At 55.8% G+C, this 17,146-nt stretch carries 12 protein-coding genes, 1 tRNA gene and 1 pseudogene; 3 read left to right on the top strand and 11 right to left on the bottom strand.

The annotated features are described in order from the left end of the window. Positions 1–39: 39 nt before the first annotated feature. From ACR0FB_RS04130 to ACR0FB_RS04100, 7 genes are all read right to left on the bottom strand, one after another. A complete protein-coding gene (locus tag ACR0FB_RS04130) occupies positions 40–1,326 on the bottom strand; it encodes a dynamin family protein (protein WP_209833922.1) in 1,287 nt (428 codons plus the stop codon). Next, a complete protein-coding gene (locus tag ACR0FB_RS04125) occupies positions 1,323–3,365 on the bottom strand; it encodes a dynamin family protein (RefSeq protein WP_171723765.1) in 2,043 nt (680 codons plus the stop codon). The genes ACR0FB_RS04130 and ACR0FB_RS04125 overlap by 4 nt, the downstream gene beginning before the upstream one ends. Before the next feature lie 68 nt (positions 3,366–3,433). Then, positions 3,434–4,306 carry a hypothetical protein gene (locus ACR0FB_RS04120; RefSeq protein ID WP_480620157.1) on the bottom strand — a complete coding sequence of 291 codons (873 nt, stop codon included), beginning with the start codon at positions 4,304–4,306 and terminating at the stop codon, positions 3,434–3,436. Positions 4,307–4,329: 23 nt separating this feature from the next. Next, positions 4,330–4,731, bottom strand: a complete 402-nt coding sequence (locus ACR0FB_RS04115; RefSeq protein WP_171636075.1) for a hypothetical protein — start codon at positions 4,729–4,731, stop codon at positions 4,330–4,332. A 52-nt stretch (positions 4,732–4,783) separates the two neighbouring features. Further along, on the bottom strand, positions 4,784–6,535 hold the full coding sequence (locus ACR0FB_RS04110) for a dynamin family protein (RefSeq protein ID WP_480620155.1): 1,752 nt from the start codon (positions 6,533–6,535) through the stop codon (positions 4,784–4,786). Positions 6,536–6,543: 8 nt separating this feature from the next. After that, a complete protein-coding gene (locus ACR0FB_RS04105) occupies positions 6,544–8,556 on the bottom strand; it encodes a dynamin family protein (RefSeq protein WP_171636071.1) in 2,013 nt (670 codons plus the stop codon). Positions 8,557–8,558: 2 nt separating this feature from the next. After that, positions 8,559–8,981, bottom strand: a complete 423-nt coding sequence (locus ACR0FB_RS04100) for a hypothetical protein (protein ID WP_209834092.1) — start codon at positions 8,979–8,981, stop codon at positions 8,559–8,561. 833 nt (positions 8,982–9,814) lie between these two features. Between ACR0FB_RS04100 and ACR0FB_RS04095 the strand changes: the two genes are divergently transcribed. From ACR0FB_RS04095 to ACR0FB_RS04085, 3 genes and pseudogenes are all read left to right on the top strand, one after another. Further along, a tRNA-Leu gene (locus tag ACR0FB_RS04095) sits at positions 9,815–9,899 on the top strand. Positions 9,900–10,013: 114 nt separating this feature from the next. After that, positions 10,014–11,039 (top strand): annotated as a pseudogene (locus ACR0FB_RS04090) (IS30 family transposase). A gap of 400 nt (positions 11,040–11,439) precedes the next feature. Continuing rightward, on the top strand, positions 11,440–12,231 hold the full coding sequence (locus ACR0FB_RS04085) for an inositol monophosphatase family protein (RefSeq protein ID WP_209833936.1): 792 nt from the start codon (positions 11,440–11,442) through the stop codon (positions 12,229–12,231). Between the two features lie 3 nt (positions 12,232–12,234). Here ACR0FB_RS04085 and ACR0FB_RS04080 read toward each other — a convergent pair whose 3' ends face one another. Genes ACR0FB_RS04080 through ACR0FB_RS04065 form a run of 4 tightly spaced genes read right to left on the bottom strand, consistent with a single transcriptional unit; the run spans position 12,235 to position 17,111 of the window. Further along, complete coding sequence (locus ACR0FB_RS04080) at positions 12,235–12,801, bottom strand: histidine phosphatase family protein (RefSeq protein ID WP_171636067.1); 567 nt, start codon at positions 12,799–12,801, stop codon at positions 12,235–12,237. Beyond that, a complete protein-coding gene (locus tag ACR0FB_RS04075; RefSeq protein WP_171723761.1) occupies positions 12,802–13,872 on the bottom strand; it encodes an ABC transporter ATP-binding protein in 1,071 nt (356 codons plus the stop codon). Continuing rightward, positions 13,869–16,085, bottom strand: a complete 2,217-nt coding sequence (locus tag ACR0FB_RS04070; RefSeq protein ID WP_209833942.1) for an ABC transporter permease — start codon at positions 16,083–16,085, stop codon at positions 13,869–13,871. Before ACR0FB_RS04070 ends, ACR0FB_RS04075 begins: the two co-directional genes overlap by 4 nt. After that, on the bottom strand, positions 16,086–17,111 hold the full coding sequence (locus ACR0FB_RS04065) for an ABC transporter substrate-binding protein (RefSeq protein ID WP_171723759.1): 1,026 nt from the start codon (positions 17,109–17,111) through the stop codon (positions 16,086–16,088). Positions 17,112–17,146 lie beyond the last annotated feature (35 nt).

The raw sequence follows: 17,146 nt of genomic DNA, 5'->3' as shown, positions 1-17,146 counted from the left end.
CGAATCGCTGCAATGCAGCTCAATCTTGACGGGAAAGCGTCAGGTTCCGGTTTTCGGCTGCGCCGCTGCGACCGTGCTGCCAGCCCATGCAAGGTTGTCGCCCAGCTGCGCCAGAATGCTGATTGCGTCCTTCAATGGTGCGTCCCCGCTTTCGAATTGCAGCAACAGAAGCAAATCTGTCGCCTTTTCAAATTCTGCGGGAATCCAATCAGCTTCGGGGTCGATTTCGCCACCTTGTTCCAGCCGTTCCGCAAAATCTTCGACGATCTCCTGACAGCTGCTCAGAAACGCGGCCGGTTCGATATCAGAGGTTTCACGTAGATCTTCATAGATGCTTGCTATTGCGGCCAGCCAGTCCTCGAGAATGGGGTTGTTCAACGGGGGCAGGGCAGACCCAAGCGTTGACTGCATCGATGTGGTGTCATTCGAAACAGGTTCTGGCTCTGCGCCCTTCAGCGCCTCAAGATAGGGCAGGAAGTCCTGCTGCAAATCTTTCCGCGCAGCCTCGAGATCGCCACGGCGCCGGTCGGATGCCGCTTCCAGCACGTGTTCCGCAAGGTTCTGCCCGCCGCAGGTTTCCCAAAGCGCAAAGTCGGGCTCTGGCTCCTGCGCCATGGCACGCACGGCGACCGGCGTACCAATTGGGACAACGGCGCGGAACATTCCTTCTTTTTCCTTGTTCAGACGCGCAAGGACGCGGTCCAGGGCACCCTGCACCGGTGGCAGATCAGCATGTGTTACGGCGAGCAGGCTGTTGGCCCGAAGCTCCGGGGGCACCTGAGACCACAAGTGACGCTCGGTCTCGCGCCAGGCATTGGTTCCATTTGTGCACCAGATGGCACAATCGACGAATTTCAGCAGATCCAAAGTCGGCTTGTAGGTATCATCCAGAGCACCCGAGCCCGGAAGATCAAACAGCGATATTTCCTTGAGGGCCGGAGTATTGATACCGACCGATATGAAATCGGGCTCTTCCTGGGCCGCTTTTTCCAGCACTATGCCGGAGTATGTCTTTGGTTCCCTGTTCCACCAACCGACAGTCGTTTCGGGCGCATCCGCGTAGGCGACGATCACAAGCGGCAATTTCAGATGCTGCGGGCCGGTTGGCAGAATGTCCGCGCCAGCCAGCATGTTCGCCAGACTTGACTTGCCTGCGCCGAATTCCCCGGCGAAACCGATATTGACCGCGTTTGACAGACGTTCAGCGTGGGACAGAGCCCGCGCACGCATATCCTCCAACGCCTCGTCAGGCGTCAGGTTTTCAGTTGCGGTCAGGAAGCGCTCCAGTTGGCGTACTTCCTTTTCAGTTCCGGGAAATTCAATCATTCCGCAGCCTCTGCTTGTCTTTCATCCGCATCGGGTGTTCCAAAAACCGTCTCCAGCTCAGCTGCAATGCGACGTGCTTTGTCGAAGGCACCTTGCGCTTCCGCCTGGGCGTTCAGTTCTCCTGAGTTGGAACGGTGCTCAAGATGACCGGCCAGAAGGGCCATATAGTGGTCCAGAACCGTATTCAGCCGTTCCAACAGATCGTCGCGGGTCGTGTCGATCAGGTCATCCCCGATCAGCTCGAACTCCTGCACGATCAGCCGTTCTGCACGCGCCACAACGCTATTGCGCGAGATCAGACGCGACAGCCAGTTTACACGCAATTCAACGGTAATGCCACGGGTCAGGGCGGTGGTGTCCGGCCGGAACCAACGTACAGCACTGGTGTTCATGCGATTGTCGACCGGCTCTTGCCATCCCGGCAATGCCCGCAAGGCGGCATTGCAATGCATGTCGATCGCGTAAAGCTCGCTGAGCATGCGCTGCCGAACAACTTGCGATGCCCCCTGTACCAGTTCACGCATACGCTCGCGCAATGGCGTAAAATTAAGCTCGGTCTCTCCGCCTTTTGCCAGCAGAGGCGACTGGCCGTCCGGCCCGCGCACAACGATAGCCACCGATTCCGAGACAGTGTCATCCATGACCCCGCGCAGATTCGACAGGACATCATCCATGTCACGCGTGATCTCTTGCGTTTTTTCAGCAATCAGTTTCCGCAGGTCGCCAAGTGTCTTGTCGCTTTCATCGGTATTTCGGACATCCAAGCCGTCTTCATCTTGCAGCGCCCGCAAACGAACCTGAGAGCGCTCAAGCTCCCCGCGTGCGAAGCTGTCGAGATGTTGCCAGGCCATACGCAACTGTTCGTTGATCGGTCCGTCCGTCAAAGCCTGAGTGACATGACGGCGCAGATCGGGCAGGCCGGACGCAATCATTGCGGCAAAGCGCAGAACCGCTTCGCGGCTGATCGGTCCCGGGCCTTGTTTGATCTCGGCCACACCGTTGAGATATTGCTGCATCTGTTCCGGGTGGGCGCGCAGCCATGCCAGAACGTGGTCGTGGTTCACTCCGGTTTCATCACCGGTCAGAGCATAGTGCGCCCATTGCGCGCTGCCCATCAGGACATCGATGTTCGAGTTGCCGAGCGCCTTTTCCAACCCCTCCAATACATCCAGACGAACCTTGGCCGCGTCTTCGGCCCCGCCGCCCAGTTCATCCACACGGTTGATGAAGACGACGATCTGCCCGAGTTCCAGCGCTTGCATCAACCGGAACAGTTTCAGATCCGCGCGCGACAATGCCTGATGCGCGGACAGAACCACCACAAAGAAATCGGATTCCTTCAGATACTGTCGTGAAATTTCTTCACGGATCAGCAGGGGGTCATTTACACCGGGCGTGTCGGTGACCGTCAGCGGAAACGGAAAATGGCCCAAGTCAAAATAAACCTCGGCCTTGCGAGTGATGTCGCTGTAAAGGCCGCGATCGCTTCCGGGGTCCAAAGCCCCGTCCTCGGACGGATCATCCCCGGCACAGACATATCTGGCGAGGTCATCTGACGTCAGTTCGTCCAGATCGTGCTGTTGGCCCAGCAGCTGTTCATAGCTGTCACCCAGACGCCGACGCGCCCGGACCTTCATGGCCTCGACCTGTTCTTCGATCATTTCGCGCTTATAGCTGTCCTCGTCATCGGGAAACATGTTGCGCAGTTCTTCACCTTCGGCGATCAGCGATTGCCATTGGTAATTGTCGAAGAAGTGGAATTCGGCACCTTGGGTTCTGCGGGAAGGGTGCCCGAAATGCATGTCGGTTATAACAGTTGTCCAGGGGTTTACATCCGAAGGCAAATACTCTGCCTGACCGGTGAAGCCGTTGATTAGACGGGATTTTCCAGCCTTGATTTGCCCGACAAACGCAATTGACGGTTTCAGATTGCTAAGATCACCAATGATGCGCGAAATGAATTGGCGCGTTTCATCATTGCTTGCCCCGTTCATTTCTTCTGCTATGCGAATAAGTTCGCGGCGATGTGTTTCACTCATTACTCATTACCCTGATTACAATAATAAACAGATTGAAGTAGTCGAAAATTTGAATTCAACGGAGGCAATCATTTCTCGGCCTCCTGCAAAGAGGTCCACAGGTTGACGACCGCCCCCAGTTTGCGGGCTTCGTGGATGGCGACCGCGATCTGACCTTGGTCACTCAAGACGGCCAGACCAGCCCCTTTCCCGCCCGATGGCCGCATGACAATCAGTTGCGGGTCTTCACTCTCATGCTGAGAGTCGCCATCCCAGCCGGCAAGATCAGCCACAAAACGGGCCAGCGTGTCCTGGTCGGGATGCATCGGCTCAGATGGCTTGCAAACGCCTTCCAAAAGAGGTGCGGCTTCGTCCGAATTGTCCACGAACACACGACCCGAGGCAAAGCGGCTCGACGCTTCAAAAAAACGTTGGGCAAGTGTTTCCGCTGCATCGGGTGTTGCCTCGGCGGATGGAAAGTCATCAACAGGTTTCTCAGCACTCGGGACGACGGAAACAATCGGCTCGGACGGAAGCTCAATGGCAGCGCAGGCTTTCTCGATTTCACTGAAGGTGATACCCACGTCATCCACTTCAAGCGCTGTGTCCGGTCTGCCCGACGTCAGTTCAAGCGGAGCAGGCGAACCGGAGATGCCGGAGACCAATCCGGCTAGTTTCTCGATCAGTTCGGCGCGTGATTCCGTTTCAAAGTCCGGAACCTCACCTGCCGGAACCTTAAAAACATCCGTGATCCGGGAGCTGTTCACCTCGATTGCCAGACAATCCCCGTTTGCGGCGGTAAATTCCAACCGGCGCGGCAATACTGTGCCGCGGATTGCCCGCAATACCGCAGAACGGCGCGCGGCCGCTGTTTCCCCAGCGATCCGCACGGTCGGAGACAGCCGTGCGACCGAGGTCCGCCTGATATCTTCAAGCAGGTCGAGAATGTCCGTGTCCATCATGCCGTGACCCCCTCTGGTCCCGTTCAAACCGCGGCCGCGACCGGCCCCAGACTGAGATGTGATTTGGTAAGCGCCAGTCCGACATTCGCACTGTTGCGACAGATATAGCAGACCACATGATCAGGATATTCCTTGGTCCGCAGAAAGATGTTCAGCCTGTCCTTGGAAAAAACGGCGACTTCCCCGAAGCCAGCGTTTTCTTCGTCTGCACTGCCGGCCTGACGCAAGAGCGCTTCAAAGGCTGCAACCCCGCGCCCCTGAAACAGATTGGCCACAGCCACCGCCAAAACATCCAACGAATCCGCGCAGTCGGAATCAGAAACAGAGCTGCCCAAAAGCATCCCCGTCTCCATGTCGATATACCCGGCTGCTATACAGTCGGGTATCGTTTCCATGGCGGAGTTCAGTGCGGTTTGAATAGACATCTAATCCATTGTTTTCATTTATGAGTTTCTCATTACTTCGATTCGGACACCCTTACAACACATGCCATTCAGCACCGCTGTTTTCTTTGGCTTTCGGAATGGATCGAAGTGCCTCTTTGGTTTGCCTTTCGTTGTGTTCAATGGCGATCTGATCAAACTCGGCCAGAAAGGCCTTGAATACGTTCTTCAGCCCTGCTGCATCCTGCGGCAAGTCTTCATTTCTTGAAACCTCGTGCCACATATCCGACGCGCTGAGAGGCGATCCGACCGCAACTTCGTGCAGGTCACCTAGCGCGGCAACGTTTCTTTCAACTGCGTCAACCTGTTCGGTGGTGGCAGCTTCGATCAAACCGCTGGTTTCGGGTTCCGGCTCATACTCATCCGCAGTGTTGCCGGTTTGCGCGGCCATCAATGCCGTAATCGAGGATACAGAAACTTCTATGCCGCGATCTTCAGCCAAACCGGCCTGCTCGGATTCCTCTTCTGCGCCATCCGGCACGATCGGGGTCTCTCGCATCGAAGTGTTCAGCGAGGCAAGCACGTCATCGGAATTGTCAACAGCCGCAAGAGGTGCGGGGCTGATTTCCGCATCATCCAGAGCGCCCGTGTCGTCATCCAATTCGTCCTCCAGATCGGCGTCAACGGACAGCTCGAATTCGTCTTCGTCATCCTCAAGGCCCGCGACATTCGTCAATTCCAGCGGGTCGTTCGAGGTGTCTTTGAAAAAGGAACGCAGATCATCGCTTGTGTCGGGTTCAACGGGCAGCGGAACCGGCTCTGATGTCATCTCTGCGCGCAGCCGTTCAGCCTCTTCGGCATCGATCCGAACCCGCTCGGCCTCATCCGAGCGCCGCTCGACCCGGGCAGGTCGTACCGGGAAGCTGGTCACAACTGTTTCGCCTACAGCGTTCGATTGCCCGGCGGCCTCCAACGGGTTCACCAACCTCAAGGGTGTGGCTTCGTCTTTGGCTGTCGGCTCGTTTGATGAACGGGCAGGGCGCAAAGGTTTGACTTTGGGTGCGTCGGCTTGGCCCTTGTCGATCTGGTATCGAGCCAGCTGATCGGCACGGTTGTCCATAATCTGTTCCGTGATCTCCAGGAAACTGTCGATCATCTTGCCGCCGCCGCTGCGCGACCACATCTCGGCATCGCCTGTCTTGTCCCGGGCCGTGATCGCGTCGCGGGCCGAAAACAAAATGGACCGATTGAACAGGTGACCAGCTTCGCGGTTAACGCGGCGCAGTACTTTTTGACGGTCTTTGAGGCTCAGGGCATCTGCCCGCGTCACCAAAAGCAAAGAGTTGTGTTGCAACCTCTCGGGTAGGGAAACCCATGTCGCGCGTTCGGTTTCGCGCCAGGCTTGTGTCGCGTGGGTACACCACAAAACGCCGTTTGCCTGACCCACCGCGCGTTGCCACACATCCGTCGAGATCTTGGGGTCCGAAATGCCGGGTGTGTCAATCAGGTCGACAGCTTCCAGAATATCGGCCTCAAGGAAGATGCGGATGAACTGTGCGTCATTGACGCCAACGGTTTCAAGCTGATCCAGTTCGATCAGTTCAGTACTTCCGTCATGGCGTTTGATATAGGGCGCCTGATTGCCCCAGCTAAACCAGACCGGTGGCAACTGGGTTGCCGTCACCTGCGTCGGCAAGGTCTGCGTTCGCAGCAAAAAGTTCATCAACGTGGATTTGCCGGCGCTGAACTCGCCCATCAGGGCGAAAACCGGTTTGCGACGGGACCACTGCTCGATGCGTTCCCATGCCTTCGGAGAAACAAAGCGTGTTTGTGTATCTTTTGCCATTTTTCTACTTATGCCGCTTCGTTGCTTAGATCTTTCAGTATGTCACCCAGAATCTCGTCCTTGGATTTCTGTGGCTGCAAGCCCGCCATCGCCGCCGCAGTCTGACCCGGGTTCTTGTCGGCAGAAGACGAGATGCTCAGCAGAGTTTCCTTCTGCTCGCGCAGGAAATCCGTCAGGATCGCGCGAACGTTTTCCAGAACCGCCGCGATCTGGTTTTCCTCGATATCCTTGGTGATCGAATTTGCCTCGGACGCGATCAACCGCGTGTAATCCGCCGCATATGCCTCAAACCCCTTTCGGCGTTGCCACCAACGTCGCCACCAGGTGCTTTGCAAGTCCAGTGCGATCGTCCGGCCGATGCCGAGAGGCGGTGGAACACGGGGAACAATGGGCGCTTCGATGCTGAATTCGCCCAGATGGTTGCCGAGTATCTTATGATAAAGCGCTTCAACATCCGCAGCAGCGGTTGCGTACAACGCCCCGGCATCTTTTCGCATGGCGCGGGCGAAACTGAAATAGGCAGCTTTTTGCAACGTCCGCAAACCTGCTGGATCGTATTGCCATGTGCCTTGTTCGCCATTTTTTTCAAGATGCGCGATCAGAGAGTCCGTCGCGCGTTTGACGAAATTGTCCTCGGCTGACTTCAGACGCTCCAACACCTTGTCGCGCAGCGCATTTGTCAACTCGGCGACTTTCTTTTCGTATTCGGCTGACACCGTGTTAACCGCCTCTTCGGGCGATACGCCGTCAAGATCCCGTGCAACGCCTTCACCTTCGGAAAGATTCCTGGCAACCGCAGTCGCGCGGATCTGACTGGCAATGTTTCGCGCCCGATGGCGGACGCGGTCCATCAGTCGCGCTCCGGCACCTTCTGCAATGCGCTCATTCATGGCCAGTAGCAGATCGGGCAGACCGGACAGCGCCCAGATTTTATCGAGCGAGGCCGCCTGATCACCGAAACCGGCGGCCAGGTAGAACGTATTCAAAGCCTGGCGCGACTCTTCTGTCAGAATATCCGGGTTCCCGGTCAACGCCGCTTCGGCCCACAGCGCACTGCCAAAAACGACGCTGGTATTTGTGTCGATATTGTTCTGTTTCAGCGTGTCCTGAATGCGGTCACGGATCTCTGGCACCTGGCTCACAGGATCGGACAGCTCGTCGATCCGGTTGACGAACAGGATGATCTGCCGGTTCTCGAACTGCGCGATAATGCGCATCAGGGCCATGTCCATTGTCGTCAGGGCCTGGCTTGCCGCCAATACCACAACGCAGACTTCGGATCCGCGCAGGCTGCGCAGAGTGATTTGTTCGCGCACCATGAACGTATCGTTCACACCCGGTGTGTCGCACAGTTTCAGTGCGATGGGGTATTGCGGAATGTCCATATACAGCTCGGCTGATTTGGTGACATCTGCAAACCGGCCCGTTTTGGGATCAATATCGGGATCGTCTTCATCGCCCAGGCAGACATAACGCTGAATCAGTTCCTCATCGAAATGATCATACTGATGGCTTTGACCCAGGATCAGGTCGAAATGTTTGCCAAGACGTTCCTCTGACTTGGCCTTCATCTCACCAATCTGGCGGCGGATGTCTTCCATCTCGTCATCTGCGCCGGCGCGATTGGCCAATTCGCCAAGACGACCGCCACCGACCATCAGGTTGTCCCATTCTTCCTGCTCGAAGAACGTGAACTTGGCCTTTGTGTCACCGGGCGGGCGCGTGTTGATGTTCAACGTCGTAACCACCGACGTCCAAGGGTTGACGTCTGACGGAAGCAGGCCGGGATGCCCGGCAAGAATATTGACGATCGAGGATTTTCCGGCCTTGACCTGGCCCACCATCGTGACACTAGCGGTAAAGTTCTCCATCCGGGTCTTGAGGGTCGCCAGCCGTGCCGAGGAGCGCGCATCAGCCACCTCAGTCAGTTGATCAATCTGAGCCGTCAGTGAAGCCATGGTCGCCGTCATCGGTGCCAGTGCTTCGTTGCCCACAGACAAAAGGTGATCGTTGCGCGCCATACTTAACCTCCGGTTCCCGTTGCAGCAATTTCGGGTTCGTGAGCGACACGCCCCGCCGGAATGCTTGTCAGAGTGTCGATCCGCGCGATCAGGTCCAATGCATTGCCCAGAATTTCAGCTTCGGCCCGAGGTGAAATGGTCTCGTACGATTTGGAATCTGCCAGAACTTCGATCGAGCTGAAGCGGTCGCCGTTCTTGAGGCACGCAACACGGCGCCCGGTCGGGAAACCTTCGGATTTTGCGGCGGGCAACGGCATGCGTGCGTTCGCAAGCAGGTAATGTTCACCGGAATGCGTTCGAAGCGAAATGCCAAAGCCTGTATTCGGATGGTCGCGATTCAGAGTTTTGAGCTCACCAAGGAAACTCTCACGAGCGAAGAAGACGGCTTCTTGCTCGGCGGCAGCGGAGGGATTCAAATCGGTCACAGCAGAAAGCCTTGTATTGGAGTTGAGCAAAAAAAACTCGTACCGGCGCCAAAGTGGCAAAAAGACTCATTAACTCCTGATAAACAACAAGTACCTTCAAGGCGGTGTTATTTTGGCGCGAATAAGATTTTTTAGCGGTTGAATTGTGGCGGCAATGTGGTCGATCTCTCATAAGAATGCCTCAACCGACGCGAGTATCTCGATGAGGCAGATCAGACCGAGAAACGTCCGGCAAGCTTGTATGCATGCATAGTCGGCGCAGCCAAATGACGCGAAGGTGACGTCTTTTCAGGTGCATTCGAAAGATTTGGAGGTCGAAAACCTTTTGATTTCATACTTTCGAATAAAAACAGATATTTATGTTTCGTTGCTTTACCGAAAACACCGGATCTGGAGGATGTAACCATGTTCCGTGTCAGATCCAGTAACACAGTCTGCGACAGTTTTCCGGATCAGACTGCATCAACTCTGGTCCGTTGTGCCTTGATTCTCCATCAAGTCTGGCGGCACAAGTTCCGACTTGTAGTTCTGGCGTCTATTCAACGTTAGCGCGTTTTTAATGGCTTGATTGTGCCAGGCGTCAACCTGAGAACCAAAAGTCGAAAAGCAGCGTCATATAGCTGCTTGCAAACCGGTTGCAGGTAGGGTTTCAGACGCCTCTGGTTTCGCGACCGTTGCGTTGCTTGCGGTATCAACCAGGCCGAAAACAGGTTGCAGTTTTCAACCAGGCAGCCCGGCAAGTCACAAACTTTCTATTCCTCGAATTTTCCCTCTCGCACTCCGATGCAAGCTTTGTTATTGACCGCTTCATTCCAGCGCAAACGCGCTTGGTTGCGGGTGTGGCGAAATTGGTAGACGCACCAGATTTAGGTTCTGGCGCCGCAAGGCGTGGGGGTTCAAGTCCCTCCACCCGCACCATATGAATTTACCATAATCATCATTATACGAATTATAATTGCGCCCGGGTGCGCGCTACTTCCAAGTGCGACGCCTATTAGAAACCAATGGGTTATCTAATGAGGAGGTCATGGCGTGAGGACAGTGTATTTGCAACTCAGCATCGAAGAGCGCCGTAGAATTGAGCGCTGGAGGCAGGCGGAAGTTCCTGTTCGAGAAATGGCACGTGTGTTGAAGTGCTCGAAAGCCACCATCCATCGAGAGATCAAGCGAAACTTCTTCTCGGATCCTTGTCTGCCGAAATGCGATAGCTACTACGGCGCGTCTGCGCATCGGAAAGCTGCGGATCGGCGCGTCCGGCAACGTAAACTGATCCGCCATCCCGAGTTGCGCAAGCGTGTCGTCGAGCGGCTAAAGAATGGCTGGACGCCTGAGCAGATCGGCAACCGAATGATCTATGAAGGCGCAAAGCTACGCGTCTGTCAGGAAACGATCTACCGCTACATCAATTCCGGAGAAGGCATGGCCGACGAGCTCTGGTGGTATCTGCACGAGCATCGAATGTTTCGTCGGCCACGCCGCGCCAGAAAGCGCCAGCCCCCCAAGTTTGACTGTGATGTCAGCATCCTGTTTCGCCCGGATGACGTGGCGCATCGACGTCAGTACGGTCACTGGGAGGGAGATTTGATGCTGTTCAAACAGGCTCTTGGCTAGTCAAATGTCACGTCACTGGTCGAACGCGTCAGCCGGTTTACGGTGCTGCTGAAGAACCCGAACAAGCGCACGAGGCCCGTGATGGGCAAGATCATGAAGGCGGTGGGCAACCTGCCCCATCTGGTACGGAAATCCATCACCTTCGATCGCGGCACCGAGTTTGTCTCGTGGCCCAATTTGCAGGCCGAGATCGGAACGCAGACTTGGTTTTGCAAGCCGTCCTCACCCTTGCAGAAAAGCACGGACGAAAACACCAACCGCCGCGTTCAAAGATGGCCGCCAAGGAAGCGGGACATTATGGCCCTCACTGATCATGACTTGAAGGTGATCAGTGACCGCCTCAATGCGACGCCCAGAAAATGCCTGGGCTGGAAGACGCCCGCCGAGGTGTTCCGGGAAAAGATGATGGAAGAAATGGGCCGAGCCCCCTACCCTCAAAGGCAATAGGAGTCGCAGTTCAGGTATCGCTCACAGTCTTCGGATGTCGGAGTACGTAAGAGTGAGATCGAGCGACTGAGTCTCGTCTCACCTTGATTTCAACACCTCAAGATTCTTGCGCTTTTTGAATGTTTCGACGGTTTAAGCGCTTCAAGTCCACGTCAAACGGAAAGCCAGCAAACCTCTTCGCAACCTGGAAACCGGCGCAGAGTGTCTTACTTGAGCATAGTTGATCGGTAGAATCCCCTGCTCCGGCACTCTGGGCGCGAGGGAGATGGAATACACCAGCAACTGAAAGTTTGCGGAGTCAACAATGCCCCTGAAATAAACAAAAAGACTATCTGTCTTGCCTGGCCTTGGCTCGCCTGCAATGTTGCTGGGCAACTCTCCAACCGAAAAAGGAGCTCCTATGTCTCGACTTTCAGACCGCAGAGACTTTGCCACCGAAATCTGCGAGCAGGCTGGGGTAATGGCCAAAAAGTTCTTTGCAGATCGGGTCAATCTTGTCGTTGATCAAAAAGGCGCTCAGGACTGGGTCAGCGAGGCGGACAGGAGCGTCGAAACCTTCATTCGTCAAAAGATCTCGGAGGCTTGGCCCAAAGATGGCATTTACGGTGAAGAACATGGCGCGGTAGCGGGAGAGAGTGGCTTTGACTGGGTTATTGACCCAATTGATGGAACCACGAATTTCGTGAACGGTATTCCAGCGTGGACCATTGTTCTGGCTGGTGTCACCAACGGCCAAACGGAGATTGGCGTGATCCATGATCCAAGCGTGGATGAGACTTTTGTCGCAACGCGCGGAGAAACAGCAACACTTAACGGATCACCGATATGGGTCGCTTCAGGAGTGCCTTTGCGCGACGGAACCGTGGCCGTAGGATACTCGAACCGGATTGAAAGCCGTCATGTTTTACCCGTGATCGAGAATCTGATCGAGCACGGGGCGATGTTTCACAGAAATGCCAGCGGAGCGCTTTCGTTGGCCTACGTCGCTGCCGGACGCCTTTTGGGTTACGTTGAGGAACACATGAATGCTTGGGATTGTCTGGCTGGGCAATTGCTGGTCGCGGAAGCGGGCGGCGTTGTCGAGGATCAGAACGCCGATGCGATGATCCGAGACGGTGGGCGCGTGATCGCAGGCACGCCAGATGTGTTCGAGACGTTACGTGAGATCGCAGAGAACGCATGGAGCGCTTAACGTCTAAGTCAAAGAGACCCAACCTGAATCAGGTTTGAGTGTCGCTAGATCAGCCTGCCAGAAATGGCCTTGTGAGGGCTGGTCATACTTGCGGTCTATCGAACAATCCGAAAGTGCGCACCAAAGCAATGTGCCTACTGCCCCGTGTGTCGTGATTGCAAGATCCCCGGCATCATGCGTCTGGATTATCTCTGTTACTGCGCGATGAATGCGTCTCTGCGCCTCGACAGCTGTTTCCCAACCGCGATAGCTCGTATCCGGCTGCGCAAAGAAAGCATCGGCGGCGGCCTCGAAATCGTCCCGAGGCAAGTAACCGGTTGCGCTGCGGTCGTTCTCACCAAGACCCCAGTTGCAATTTACGGGTAACGCTTGTGGTGCAGCAAGAATCTCACCTGTTTCGCGGGCCTTCCGCTCGCCACTGGTCCATATCTGCGTCACGTTGGATAAGACTTCACTGGATGCAAATTCGGTAGCGCGTTTGCGGCCCACAGCGTTCAATCCCCACTCAGTTATCGGGACGGCCGGATCGACAGAGACCTCGGGGTGCGAGATGATAATGAGTTTCGGCATTTAATCCGGCAAAAGAACGGGGCCTTTGTCAGCAAAGCCCATTTTGGTTTTTGTGCCGGGATCAAGCGGCGTATCGACGTCATCGTGTACAGCAAAAACCTGACCGAATGCACCGGTCAGCGTATATTCCATCCGAACGCCAACATAGGTCGCCTTGGCCACCGTGGCTGGGATGCCTTGGTCTGAACCGATGACCAGACGCGAGGGGCGCACAGCGATGGTTGCAGGTCCTTCGGACAATCCGCGACGTGGTAGCGTGTGGCGGTAACCTTCTATTTCTATCGTTGCCGCGTCGCCGTTGATTTCGACGATTTGGCACTCCAAAAGATTTGCCTCGCCTATGAAATCGGCAACAAATCGGTCGTTCGGGGCATCGTAAAGCTGGCGGGGTGTGCCCATTTGGGCGATTGCTGCGTTGCGCATGACGACAATCTCATCCGAGACCGCCAGTGCCTCTTCCTGATCGTGGGTCACGTAGACAACTGTCAAACCAAGTTCTTGCTGGATTGCCCGAATATCCTCTCGCACCTGACGGCGAAGCTTGGCATCGAGGTTGGACAACGGCTCGTCGAACAGCAGAACCTGCGGCTCAAGAACCAGCGCGCGGGCGACTGCAACACGCTGTTGTTGACCCCCCGACAGTTCAGAGGGAAGACGGTTGTCGAACCCCTGAAGACCAACAAGTTCCAATCCATTCAGAGCGCGGCTGCGGGCTTCATCCTTTGCAAAACCCGAGAAGGTGAGGCCATACATCACGTTTTCCAGCACGCTCATGTGAGGGAAAAGCGCGTATGACTGGAACACCATGGATACGTCACGGTCGGTGGCAGGCAATTTGGTCACGTCCCGATCTCCGATCAGGATCTTGCCCGAGCTTGCCATTTCCAACCCGGCAATCATGCGCAGAGTCGTTGTTTTCCCACAGCCTGACGGGCCAAGCAGTGTGACGAGCTTTCCCGCCTCGACGTTCAGGTTGATGTTGTCGACAGCGACGACATCCTTGCCGAACACTTTCGACACGTTCTCAAAGCGTACCGGGGCAGCCTTGGAACCGATTTTGGTGTCGGTCATGGCGATGTCTCCGTTCCGTGCTGCGTGCGTCGGCCAATTTGGACCCGACCGACGAGAAGTTGCAATAAGCCGACCGCCGCGAGCATCACGAAGATCAGCGTCGTCGAATAGGCGATCGCAAGGCCATAGTCGTTGTTCTCGACCCGACCGATGATGTAGCTGGTCGCCATGTCATATTCTGCACTGACCAGAAAGATGACAGCCGAGATCGCCGTCATGGCGCGCACAAAGCTGTATACAAGCGCGGCAAGTATCGCAGGGCGCAACAGCGGCAGAATGATGTTTCGGAACGTCTGCCACGAGTTCGCACCAAGGGTCAGCGAGGATTCATCAAGGCTGCGGTCAAGCTGCGACATGCTCGCGATCCCCGCACGAACGCCGACCGGCATATTGCGGAAGATGAAGCTGACCACGAGAATGACACCCGTACCCGTGATTTCAATCGGCGGAACGTTGAAGGCCAGGATGTAGCTGACGCCGATCACTGTCCCGGGGATGGCGAAGGACAGCATTGTTCCAAATTCGAAAGCGTTCTTGCCTGCAAAACTTTGTCTTGTCAGCAGATAGGCGGTCACCAGGCCAACGGCGGCAGTCAACGGGGCAGCAATGGCCGCGATGGTTATGGTGGTCCAGAAACTGTCCCAAGCTGCCCCGGTCCAGCGAATACCCTCTTCTTCGAAGCGGACCGAGAATGCAGTGATATAGTGTTTGATCGTCAGCGAGTTATCGACGCCCCACAGCTCGACAACACTGCCGTAAATGATCATCGCGTAGACAACAATTGTGAACAGCGCCCAACCCAGAGCGACGAGCAGTACCGGAACAGAAAGGCCAGTGGGCATCAGTGGATGGACGCCGGCATCCCCTTTGCCGGTGACGGTTGTGTAGCTTTTCTTCCCCAGCCAGACACGCTGCGCGTAAAAGGCGGAAAGAGTAAAGAACAGCAGCACCATGGCCAGAACCGCAGCCCTGCCTTGATCGTACTGAGCGCCGACGATGGCAAAGAATATCTCGGTCGAAAGCACGTCGAAATTCCCGCCCAATACAAGCGGGTTTCCGAAATCGGCCATGCTTTCGATGAAGCCCAGAAGAAATGCGTTCGCAAGACCAGGCCGCATCAGGGGCAAGGAAACCGTCTTGAATGTCTGCCATCTGCTGGCGCGGAGCGTTTGCGCCGCTTCTTCCATCGACGGAGAGACGCCTTCAACCACACCAATCAGAACAAGAAACGCAATTGGTGTAAACGCGAGTGTCTGCGCAATCAGGATGCCCGGCATTCCATACAGCCAGCGTGTCGGTTGCGTGCCGAACAGTTCGGCAAAGAACCGGGTGACAGAGCCGGACAGGCCAAAAAGCAGGATCAGCGCCAGGCCGATCACGAATGGCGGGGTGATTATTGGCAGAACGGTCAGAGCCCGCAGCGCGCGCTTGTAGCGAAAGCCTGAGCGCGTCACGACAAGTGCAAAGCAAAGACCCAGGACCGTGGTGATGACGCCAACGAGGATGGCAAGGAACAGTGAATTCCAGGCGGCGCCACAACGCGCGCCCTGAAAACAACCCAGACCCCACAGTCGATCATCGAAAAACTTCGAGAAGAAGACCGCGATGGAATACGCGCCGTCTTCGGTGATGAAGGCAGCGAAAAGCATCTTCGCGATGGGAAAAAAGACAAACACGGAGACAATTGTAATAACGCCTCCGATGGCGCTTACGACAAAGACGTCACCGTTAATGGCACCCCTTGCCGCAATCCCCTGAGTAAGCAGGAACAGAAAGCTCGAGGCGCATATCATCGCGCCATAGCCCATGCCGAACTGACGGTCGCCAAGCTCGCCAAACATCGCCTCCAACCAATGAAAGTTGAAACCTCTGATGCCAATGCTGAACCCCTGAGCGATCAGCCAGCCAAAGCCAAGCGCCCCTGACAGGATCAGTATGCGGGCGTAAACTGGATCAGATTTGGTGCGCTTCAACACCAGAAGCGGCAGGGCCAGTGCGATCAAAAGCGGCGCGAGCCAAAGTTTTTCACCCTGCCCAATCAGAAACGCAGCGGGGGCGTAATCCTCATCGAATGGATAGCCGTCCAAAAGCCACCCGAATGACCAAAGGCCACCGTCGACCATATACCAAGGCAACAGGCAGAATCCGACCCACCCGGCCGTGATCCAGAAGATCAGAACCGGATGGGTCGTTTTTGAAGTCCGGTCAGTCATTTACTGCGGCAGAGTCGAAACTTCTTCGTCCCATTTCTGCAGCAGACGCTTCCGTTCGTCCGAGGACCCATACTTTTTGAAGTCATAATCAATCAGCTTGATCTGACTCATGTCTGGCGCGCTCTCCGAAGTTTTTGCGTTCTTGTTCGATGGCACCTGGAACGCGTTGACCTGCAAAGCAAGGTTCTGAGCTTCGGGCGAAAGAGCCCAATCATAGAACTTCTTCGCTTCTTCTTCGTTGCGGGCTCCGTCAATAATCGACATCGAGCCAATCTCGTATCCCGTACCTTCGCATGGCGCGACGACCTTGATCGGGAACCCGGAAACGGCCTGTTTCACGGCGTCATGCATGAAGACGATACCAATTGTGTTCTCGCCGCGACCGGCGGCCTTGATCGGCGCCGATCCGGATTTGGTGTACTGATTGATGTTCGAATGCAGGCCCTTCATGAACTCAAAGCCTTCATCCTCGCCGAAGATCTGCACCATCGACGCCAGCGTGGTGTAGGCCGTACCTGATGAGTTCGGATTCGCCATCTGAACGTGGCCCTTGTATTCGGGCTTCAGCAGGTCTTTCCAACAGGCCGGTTCGGGCAGGTTGTTTGCAGCGATAAGATCGGCATTGTAGCCGTAGCCAAGTGCGCCCGAATAGATGCCGATCGTTCTGTTACCCGCGCTTTCTGCCTGGGATATCGCCCAATCATGAAGCTGATCGCGCATTGGCGAAATGTATTCCATCGTCAGGCCCTCTTCGGCGGCCTGCAAATGCGGATCACCCGTACCGCCCCACCAAACGTCCCCTTTCGGATTCGAGCTTTCGGCGCGTATTTGTGCAAAGGTTTCCCCTGACGACTTCCGGGTCATGTTGACGTCGATGCCCGTCGCATCTTCAAAGCTGCGCGCCATCAGTTGGCACCAGTCTTCTTGCGCCGAACAATAAAATGTCAGTTTGTCGGCCTGTGCCGCCGACAGTGACGCAGCCAGGGCGATCACCGATCCAACCGTGGTGGATATCAATTTACTCATTTTCTTCCTCCCTTTGAGCTTGATGCGTCCGGGTT

It is taken from the genome of Ruegeria sp. P10 (assembly GCF_056534925.1).
This window is presented reverse-complemented; position numbering and strand designations above follow the sequence as displayed.

Coding starts and splice junctions, on each gene's coding strand:
- ACR0FB_RS04130 (WP_209833922.1), bottom strand. CDS start 1,326: ATGATTGAATTTCCCGGAACTGAAAAGGAAGTACGCCAACTGGAGCGC.
- ACR0FB_RS04125 (WP_171723765.1), bottom strand. CDS start 3,365: ATGAGTGAAACACATCGCCGCGAACTTATTCGCATAGCAGAAGAAATG.
- ACR0FB_RS04120 (WP_480620157.1), bottom strand. CDS start 4,306: ATGATGGACACGGACATTCTCGACCTGCTTGAAGATATCAGGCGGACC.
- ACR0FB_RS04115 (WP_171636075.1), bottom strand. CDS start 4,731: ATGTCTATTCAAACCGCACTGAACTCCGCCATGGAAACGATACCCGAC.
- ACR0FB_RS04110 (WP_480620155.1), bottom strand. CDS start 6,535: ATGGCAAAAGATACACAAACACGCTTTGTTTCTCCGAAGGCATGGGAA.
- ACR0FB_RS04105 (WP_171636071.1), bottom strand. CDS start 8,556: ATGGCGCGCAACGATCACCTTTTGTCTGTGGGCAACGAAGCACTGGCA.
- ACR0FB_RS04085 (WP_209833936.1), top strand. CDS start 11,440: ATGTCTCGACTTTCAGACCGCAGAGACTTTGCCACCGAAATCTGCGAG.
- ACR0FB_RS04080 (WP_171636067.1), bottom strand. CDS start 12,801: ATGCCGAAACTCATTATCATCTCGCACCCCGAGGTCTCTGTCGATCCG.
- ACR0FB_RS04075 (WP_171723761.1), bottom strand. CDS start 13,872: ATGACCGACACCAAAATCGGTTCCAAGGCTGCCCCGGTACGCTTTGAG.
- ACR0FB_RS04070 (WP_209833942.1), bottom strand. CDS start 16,085: ATGACTGACCGGACTTCAAAAACGACCCATCCGGTTCTGATCTTCTGG.
- ACR0FB_RS04065 (WP_171723759.1), bottom strand. CDS start 17,111: ATGAGTAAATTGATATCCACCACGGTTGGATCGGTGATCGCCCTGGCT.